Raw genomic sequence first — 8,949 nt, 5'->3', positions numbered from 1 at the left:
ACCGGCGGAGGTGTTCTGGGGAGAATATTCCGGGGCACTACCAACGAGTGGTGCTGCACTTATTGTTTGACTTCAGGCCAGAAGAATCCCCCTATTAGCATTGCTTAATGCTCCCCCTCGATTCTTACTTCTCAAAGTTTCCGGAGAAAACCGAGCCAACTCCCTACTGTATTCTACCTCCAGCCGTTGGTAGGCAGACCTTACTCTTGCCTCAGCCTGTAGACGGCGCGTGCCTATCCCTGGGCCAGCATTGTCAGCACTCTGCAGCTTTTGGTAGGCTAACAAAGCTTCTCGATAATCTAAGAGAGCACGCTCAAAACTCGTCACTCTTGTGTGAGCTGCAGTAGAGGCGGCACCAACTAAGCTGTGGCCTTGCGCCAAAATGGAGTCGAAATGCTCCTGAAAGAATGCAGCCAATCTATATATCTCGTCACCAACACTACTGACAATTTTCACTAAACATTTACGCTGTTCAATTGGTAGCGAGTTAATCCTTCTAATCACAGGAAGGGACTGCGGATCGGCTATGTCGAGGGTATAGGCTTTTCCAGGAACAATATTGTCGTGAGCTTGCAGGCCGTTGGCTACGCGGAATTTTGACAATGCGTCAGGATCGTCTCCAACCAAGTCAGTAGGAGCATATAATTTAGTAGCAAAATGAACCTCTGGCATCAGAATCCTCCTGGATTAGCTCTTCTTCCTTGATGAAAAGTGATACTAACGGTTTCAGATCTTTACATCTACCCTGTTTACTCATAAAACCGAGCAAAAAACAAGATGGCTAGTGTCCCGTCTGGTGAAATCGTTAATCTACTGTTTGTCTCTGAGGAGATCCAATTCAATAGGCCGACTCTCCATGGGTGAAAGCCTTTCCACCTGGACGTTCTCCAGCAATGGTTCTGCCCGCACCAGGCTGAGCGGCCCTATCGAGGAACCCGAGGTCAACCTGGACGATCAACACTACTCGCTGAAAATACAACATTCGCTTACCAGCCTGTCAGTTGTGCACCCCAGCCAAAATTTGCCATGCCACCAGAGAATGCACCGGTAAACGGCCTTATCGACACCATCAGACTAATGACACTGCCCAAGCTTACTAAAATTCAATCAACCTCTTCAGTACATGCACTCCTTCCTTAGATCTTGAAGCCGCCATTGTAACGGGAACTGACCATGAACCCGAGCCTCAACTCAGGCTCACCTCCTTTACGGTATTTCACCTGATACTAGAAGCGAAAGGATTCAGAGACTTTTCAGCCAACCGGTCACTGGCCCTAGCGCACCGGCATCGAGGACACATCCACTTACTTGAACAGTCGATATTCTTGATGATGCCAGCGAGAGATCCAATATGATGTAGATCTCAACAGCTCAGAATCCATGGACAGCAAATACCACTGCCACTCCAAAACACGGTTCGAGCCGCCGGCCAGCACAATCGGATAAACAGTACCAGCCGAACCACCTACTTCGGCTCGGCATTCACCTGCTCAATAAACGCGGGGGTCAGCACGTCAACTACCGGCCGTGGGCCTTTGGCAAATTCCGGGGCGGGCTCGTCCGGTTCGGTTTCAACCACCGACGGGGCTTCGGACCAGTGCAGGATTTCGAGGCGACCACTGGCGTTTTCCACCAGCGCCGTGCAGTGCTCCACCCAATCGCCGTCGTTGCAGTAGAGACCGTCCTGACTCCGCAGGAAGCCGGCGGAATGGATGTGACCGCAAATGAAGCCGTCATACTTGCCTCGTTCGGCCACCGTCAGGGCTGCCATCTCGAAACGGCGGATGAAGGAGCGGGCCTTGCCGATGCGAGTCTTCACCCAGGCCGCCAGCGACCAGTAGGGCTTGTTGCGCATCCGGCGCCAGGCGTTGAACCAACGATTCAGGCGCAGTAACAGGCCATGGGCCCGATCCCCAACCACCAGCATCAGCGGGCTGCAGCGCACCACCTGGTCAAACTGGTCACCGTGACAAACAACAAACCGGCGCCCATCGGCGGTGGTGTGAATCGCTTTCTGCATCAGTTCGATACCGGACAGAGTCTGGCCGCAGAAGTGCCGAAGAAACTCATCGTGATTGCCGGGAACGTAGATCACCCGCGTGCCACCCGCGGCGATCTCCAGAAGCTTGTGTACGATGGCCTGATGGGAAGATGGGAAATGCACCCGTCGCTGCATCGCGATCAGGTCAATGATGTCGCCCACCAGGTAGAGGGTGTCGCACTCGATGTTGGACAGGAAATCCAGCAGGTAGTCGGCCTGGCAGTCGGCCGATCCCAGATGGACATCGGAAATGAATACGCTTCGGTATTTCTGCATCCGCCGTCTCCGGAATTGTTCAGAGGCTCCTTAACTCAAGTGTTACGGTGGCCCAACCGGATGACGGCGTTGTGACAGGCTCAGGTCAGTTCAGTGACGTTTTGCGCGATACACCGAGAAGCGCCCATCCTGACGCAGAACCTCACACGGGCCGATATGGCGTTTGATCAGCTCACGATAGGGCAGGAAACTGTTGGCCACCAGCCGGAGCTCCCCGCCGGCAGACAGGTGGTCTGCCGCCTGAGCAAGGAAGCGCTCCGTCATCGAGGTGTCGGTGCGCACTCCGCTGTGAAAAGGCGGGTTGGTGACGATGGCGGCATAACGTCCGGTCGCCACATCCAGGCCATCCCCTGCAAGGATGGTTCCGCGGGCACCATTACGGCGGTAAGTCTCGCGGGCACAGGCCACAGCTTGCGCCTGGACATCGATCCCATCGACCGTATCGTCTAACCCGTGGGACTGCAGCCAAGCACCGATCACACCCGCACCGCATGCAAAATCCAGCACCGGCCCCTGCAACGGGCACTCGGCCAGCGTCTCCAGCAACACCGCGGTGCCATCGTCCAGCCGACCGTTGCTGAACACACCCGGCAGGCCAGCGACGTCGATAGCGGTGTCGGCCACCGCCACCGGATGCCAGGTCAGCCAGTCATCGAGCGTTGGCGGCGCTTGCGGCGTATCGACGGTTGCCTGCCAGACCTGACAGTGGCGAGCGCTATCCACCTTGACGGGACTCGAGACCAGCAATTTGAGCTGCTTGACCGCACTGGCGATGCCTTCGCGCTTCTCTCCCAGCAGCAGCACCTGGCCACCAATGCGCAACAGGCTTACCGCCAGTTGCAGCCTGACACCCAACTCCGCCTTGGCTTTGGGCATGAACACCACCACGGTATCCACCTCCCCGATGCCGCCCTCGAGCGCATAATAGCCGAAGTGCGCGGTCCAGCCTGGAACGTTGCCCAGACGCTGGTACAAGCCGGCATGATCCGTCACCACCAGCCCCTCAGGGGCAAGCTGCGGAAGAAAGTCAGCATCGGCTGCGCCGATGAGTACAATGCGCCCGTGCAGGCGCTCCCGATTTCGGATCAGAACGGCGTGAACATTGGGGTTGGAGGACATGGAGAGAGCATCCCGGGCGTACAGTGAAAGCGGGATACTTTAACCCGAACTGCCGGTAGAGTCTCGCCAGCAATCCGGGCAGAGGGGACGTTATTTGTAGTTGGCCACCGTACCGACGCGCAACGCGTCCTCCGGTGACATGTCCCAATCGCTAGCTGGAGCTTTCTGTTTTTCTTGGTCGACCGTCTCATCCTTGCGGTCCAGGCCTTCGGCCTTGCGGGTCTTGCGCTGTCCGACTTTGTTCAGAGCTTTTGCAAATACCTGTCGCATTGTTTACCTCCTAACAACAACGCGCACAGTGTAACGCCGACGCTCTGTGTCAGAAAATGACGCATTTCACGATATTTTGACGGCGTTTTACATTTAAGGTGACAATATTTTGCACCTCTAAGCACTTTGGTAACAGTGATAGAAAGATGACGACTGGCGCACGCTCTGGCATAGCCCGGCGTGATAGCTGAAAGGTAACGGAAGGAAATGACGCCCCGGGAGACAGGCTCCCGGGGCGCAGCAATGACCGCCACTGGAAGGGCGGTGAGGAATGGGCAAGTCAGGCCGTCGGCACCGACTCCGGGCTGCCCGACTGGGTGTGGATGGTACTCTGGGCCAGGTCCAGCAGTTCCCGCAGTGCGACCGAGAACATGGCGTACTCCGGCTCACGAACTCCCTTGAGCTCCGCCAGCATGGACTTCCAGCGCGTGATCATCGGCTGGTACTCCGCCATCCAGCTATTGACACAGCTGTCGACCTCGCCGGAGGGACAGGCCAGTTTGAGCACACCCGTGGTGAGCGCCCGCTGCTGCCACTCCAGATCTTCGCGGAAGCTCTCGCGGGCCAGCGCCTGCCAGTGTGAGCCGGGAACCAGTTCGGCAATGGCATTGGCGAACCAGGTCAGGTCCAGCTTGTCACCCAGGGTGTAATACAGGTTGGCCACGGTCTTCAGCGGCATGCCAGTGGCCTCGCGGGCCTCAATGATACCCAGCGCCGAGTACAGGTAGGAGGTGCCGGACACCACCGACGCCAGATCCTCCGGTACCCCCTGCTCTACCAGCTCATCCCGCTTGCGGTTCCAGGATGCCTTGGCGTGCTCACCCAGGTAGGCCTGCAGGTCGCTGGCGATCTGCACAATGCCGTCTGAGAAGCGCTGCATGTGGTTGTCGATGCTCAGCTCGCTGCGGCGATTACGCAGCAACCAGCGGACCGCCCGGCGAATCAGCCGCATCAGCTGGTTCATCAGCTCCATCTGCAGCTTCGCCGGCACCCGGTAGTCCAGCGCCTCGATCTTCTCCCACCAGGTATCAAGCTGGAAGACGTCCCGGGCAATGATCCAGGCCAGCGCAATGGAGGCCGCAGACGCTCCCGTAGACTGGGCGAGGCGATCCACAAAGGTGATTCCCATGTGGTTGACCATGTCGTTGGCCACCTGGGTGGCGATGATCTCGCGCTTCAGCTGGTGCTCACCCAACTCTTTGCCGAACTTCTTCTCCAGCGCCAGCGGGAATACCTTGAACAGCTCACTTTCCAGCTCGGGCTGATCCGGCAGATCGCTGTCGATCAGCGTCTGCTTGAGATCGCCCTTGACGTAAGAAATCAACACCGACAGCTCAGGCCGCGTCAGACCCTTCTTGTCGAGCTTGCGCTCGGCCAAGGTTTCATCATCCGGCAGGAATTCCAGGGGCCGGTTGAGCTTGTCCTCGGCCTCAAACCCGTTCATCAGTCGGCGGTATTCCTCCAGCCGCGTTGCCGCTTCCATGGTGGCAATACTGAGAGCCTGGGTCTGACGGTAGTTGTTTTTCAGCACCAGCTCGGACACGTCATCTGTCATTTTCTCCAGCATGACGTTACGCTGCTTCTCGGTGAGATCGCCACTGGCCACTACCCGGTTAAGCAGGATCTTCATGTTGACCTCATGGTCGGAACAATCCACCCCACCAGAGTTGTCGATGAAATCGGTATTGAGACGGCCACCGCGAAGCGCGAACTCGATGCGGCCAAGCTGGGTCATCCCCAGGTTACCGCCCTCACCTACGACCTTGCAGCGCAGCTCGTTGCCGTTGACCCGCAGACCATCGTTGGCCTTGTCGCCCACATCGCCATGGGCTTCGCTGTTGGCTTTGACGTAGGTACCAATGCCACCAAACCACAGCAGATCCACTTCCGCCTTGAGGATGTGGGAGATCAGCATGTTCGGTGGTACCCGGTCCGCCTTGATGTTCAGCAGCTTCTTCATTTCCTTGCTGACCGGGATCGACTTGGCGTTACGACTGAACACCCCACCGCCCTTGGAGATCAGCTCCGGGTTGTAGTCAGACCAGGCGGAGCGGGGCATATTGAACAGCCGGTCCCGCTCGGCAAAGCTCTTGGCCGGGTCCGGCTCCGGGTCGATAAAGATGTGCAGGTGGTTGAACGCTGCCACCAGTCGGGTCTTGTCCGAGCGCAGCAGACCGTTACCAAAGACGTCGCCACCCATGTCGCCGATGCCGATGGCGGTGAACTCATCTTCCGCCGGGTTGATACCCAGCTCGCGGAAATGGCGCTCCACCGACACCCAGGCCCCCTTGGCGGTGATCCCCATCTTCTTGTGGTCGTAGCCATGGCTACCACCAGATGCGAACGCGTCGCCCATCCAGAAGCCGTACTCATCCGACAGACCATTGGCGATGTCGGAGAAGGTCGCCGTGCCCTTGTCGGCCGCCACCACCAGGTAGTGATCGTCTTCGTCGTGACGGATCACCCGCTCCGGCGGCGTGATCACCGCATCCACCAGATTGTCGGTGACATCCAGCAGGCCACGGATGAAGGTCTTGTAGGCCTCAATGCCTTCCTTCTGGAATGCGTCCCGATCCGACGGGTCAGGCAGTCGCTTGGCAACAAACCCGCCCTTGGCGCCCACCGGCACAATCACCGCGTTCTTGACCTGTTGCGCTTTAACCAGGCCGAGAATCTCGGTGCGGTAATCCTCAAACCGGTCGGACCAGCGCAGGCCGCCCCGGGCAACCCGGCCACCGCGCAGGTGCACCCCTTCCACGCGCGGCGAGTACACGAAGATCTCGAACATCGGCAGCGGCAGCGGCATGTCCGGAATGCCGTGGGGGTTCAGCTTGATGCTGATGTAAGGCTTGGTGCTGCCCTCAGCATCGGGCTGATAGTAGTTGGTACGCAGAGTCGCCTGCATCAGCTCCAGGTAGAGCCGCAGCACCCGGTCCTCACTGAGGTTGTCGACGTTGTCGAGGCCGGCATTGAACTCGATCTCCAGCTTCTGCTGGGCGGCACTGCTCTTGCCGTCGCTCTGGTAGCGGTCCGGATTGAAGCGGACGCCAAAGTAGTCCAGCAGTTGGCGGGCCAGATCAACGTGGTTGACCAGGGTATTGGAGATAAAGGTCTGGGAGTTGGAAATCCGGATCTGACGCATGTAGCGGGCGTAGGTACGCAACAGCGCAATCTCGCGCCAGTCCATGTAGGACGACAGCAGCAGACGGTTGAAACTGTCGTTTTCCGCTTCGCCGTACCATACCCGCCGGAACAGCTCTTCAAAAATCGGCTTGATGCGGTGGATGTCCACCATCGCACCACTGCTGGACTGCAGGGTGAAATCGTGAATCCAGATGGTACGGCCGTTACGGTCCAGAATCTCGAACGGGTGCTCGCCAATAACCCGGAACCCCAGGTTCTCGAAGATCGGCATCACATCCGACAGCGGTAGCGGCACGTCCATGTGGAACAGTTTGAAATGGAAGGTGCTCTCGTCTTCCTCGAGCGCCCGGTAGAAACTCATGGTTAGGTGATTGTTGTTCACCGCCTCGGTGATGTGCTCCAGATCAATGGCCGCCCGCCGTGGCGAGAACATGTCCTGGTAGCTGGCCGGGAACGCCGCACCGTAGAGCCGGAAAATCTCGTTGCCCCGCTCTTCGCCATAGGTTTCGCTCAGCGCCTCGGCAAGACCGTCGCGCCAGGACTGGGCCAGATCCACCACCTGCTGCTGCAGTTCCGCCAATGGCAACTGGCGGTTCTCGACTTGGGGCACCCTGATGGTGAACTGCACCCGCGCCAGGATTGACTCGGAGAAGTGGGTGACGAACTCAATATCCTGGGCATCGAGGCTGCGACACAGCAGCTGTTCCACCTTCAGACGCAGCTCGGTGTTGTAGATGTCCCGGGGGAAGAAGCACAGGCAGGTAACAAACTGGGCGTAGACGTCCTCCCGCATGAACAGGCGAACCTTGCGACGCTCCTGAATGTAATGAATGTCCAGGGCGGTTTTCAGCAGTTCCTGGGCGTCGATCTGGAATAGCTCATCCCGGGGATAGACCACCAGAATCTGCTCCAGCTCTTTGCCAGCGTAATCGTCCCGCAGGAAACCGGACGCCTCCATCACCGTTTCCACTTTGCGGCGTAGCAGCGGGATCGCGTCCGGCCGCTCGTTGTAGACCCGGGAGGTGTACAGGCCGAGGAAACGACGCTCGCCGATCACCTCACCTTTGTCGTTGAATTTCTTGACCGCAATGTAGTCAGGGTAGGCTGGTCGGTGCACCCGCGAGCGCTGTGCCGACTTGGCGAAGATGAAGATGTCTTCCTTGCGGGTCATCTCCTGGCGGGTACGCTTGGGCAGCTCGTTGAGACGTACCTTGTCCGGGCGCTCGTTGTTGACCCGCAGGATACCCAGCTCCGATTTCGGTACCCGGCGCACCACCGTGCTGTTGCCTTCCTTGGCGAAGTCATATTCGTCGTAGCCAAGGAAAGTGAAACGATCCTCTGATAGCCAGGTCAGGAAGGCCCGCGCCTCTTCCTTGTCTTCCTCGCTGATCTTGGCAGAGGTGGAATCCAGCTCGGCCACAATCTCGTGCACCTTGTCGGTCACCCGGGGGAAATCCGAGACCGCGATGCGAACTTCGTGCAAAACCGTCTGCAGTATCTCCTCCAGCTCTGCCAGATCCCTGGGATCGCTGTGGCGGTCGATCTCAAGGGCAATAAAGGCTTCGTAGTCGCTCTTGGAGGTGGACTTGCTGTCGGTATGCAGCTTCTTGAGCTTGCCCTGACGATCCCGGTCCACCTGCAGCACGGCGTGGTGGATGGTATGGGTTCCGATTTCCCGCTGATTGATGGCGATGCGGATGGAATCGATCAGGAACGGGATGTTGGGATGCAGGACAAAAATATTGGTGTGCGTGGACTGCCAGCCATCGCTTTCAAGGTCGGCATTGAACACCGACACCAGGGATTCGTCGGCCTTGCGCTTCTGGAAGAACTGCCAGGCCGCAATCACCGATCCATAGGTATCGGAAAAGCGCCGGCTGACCAGCTCATCCAGCGGCATATGAGCCAGGTACTGGACGGCGAAGTCGTAGATCTTCTTGGCTTCCTTCTTCTCTATCTTCTGATTGAATGCCTCAGCCAGTTGCTCGAAAAACTGATCCTTGCTGGCCACTGTCAGCGCGTTCATGATCGACCTCAGTTAGTGTGAAAGAATCGTAATACTCGCGGGTCATCGGACGATTTCGCTGTCCTTACAGGCC

The 8,949-nt window shown here is 58.1% G+C and carries 5 protein-coding genes; all 5 read right to left on the bottom strand.

Annotation, left to right across the window (positions count from 1 at the left end):
- Positions 1 to 72: 72 nt before the first annotated feature.
- Positions 73 to 672 (bottom strand): hypothetical protein, encoded by a 600-nt coding sequence (locus tag MLD24_RS08210; RefSeq protein ID WP_248166012.1) that lies wholly within the window; start codon positions 670 to 672, stop codon positions 73 to 75.
- A gap of 793 nt (positions 673 to 1,465) precedes the next feature.
- Positions 1,466 to 2,317 carry a UDP-2,3-diacylglucosamine diphosphatase gene (locus tag MLD24_RS08205; RefSeq protein ID WP_248166010.1) on the bottom strand — a complete coding sequence of 284 codons (852 nt, stop codon included), beginning with the start codon at positions 2,315 to 2,317 and terminating at the stop codon, positions 1,466 to 1,468.
- Between the two features lie 90 nt (positions 2,318 to 2,407).
- Positions 2,408 to 3,436 (bottom strand): methyltransferase, encoded by a 1,029-nt coding sequence (locus tag MLD24_RS08200; protein WP_248166008.1) that lies wholly within the window; start codon positions 3,434 to 3,436, stop codon positions 2,408 to 2,410.
- 90 nt (positions 3,437 to 3,526) lie between these two features.
- Positions 3,527 to 3,706, bottom strand: a complete 180-nt coding sequence (locus MLD24_RS08195) for a hypothetical protein (RefSeq protein ID WP_227175497.1) — start codon at positions 3,704 to 3,706, stop codon at positions 3,527 to 3,529.
- 280 nt (positions 3,707 to 3,986) lie between these two features.
- On the bottom strand, positions 3,987 to 8,876 hold the full coding sequence (locus tag MLD24_RS08190) for an NAD-glutamate dehydrogenase (RefSeq protein WP_248166006.1): 4,890 nt from the start codon (positions 8,874 to 8,876) through the stop codon (positions 3,987 to 3,989).
- Between the last annotated feature and the right edge of the window lie 73 nt (positions 8,877 to 8,949).

The organism is Marinobacter xestospongiae (assembly GCF_023156385.1).
Taxonomy (GTDB): domain Bacteria; phylum Pseudomonadota; class Gammaproteobacteria; order Pseudomonadales; family Oleiphilaceae; genus Marinobacter; species Marinobacter xestospongiae.
Note: the sequence above shows the minus strand (reverse complement) of the source record. Positions and strands in the feature narration are given on the sequence as shown.

Excerpts from the sequence above, each read along its gene's own strand:
- MLD24_RS08210 (WP_248166012.1), bottom strand. The coding sequence starts at position 672 with ATGCCAGAGGTTCATTTTGCTACTAAATTATATGCTCCTACTGACTTG.
- MLD24_RS08205 (WP_248166010.1), bottom strand. The coding sequence starts at position 2,317 with ATGCAGAAATACCGAAGCGTATTCATTTCCGATGTCCATCTGGGATCG.
- MLD24_RS08200 (WP_248166008.1), bottom strand. The coding sequence starts at position 3,436 with ATGTCCTCCAACCCCAATGTTCACGCCGTTCTGATCCGAAATCGGGAG.
- MLD24_RS08195 (WP_227175497.1), bottom strand. The coding sequence starts at position 3,706 with ATGCGACAGGTATTTGCAAAAGCTCTGAACAAAGTCGGACAGCGCAAG.
- MLD24_RS08190 (WP_248166006.1), bottom strand. The coding sequence starts at position 8,876 with ATGAACGCGCTGACAGTGGCCAGCAAGGATCAGTTTTTCGAGCAACTG.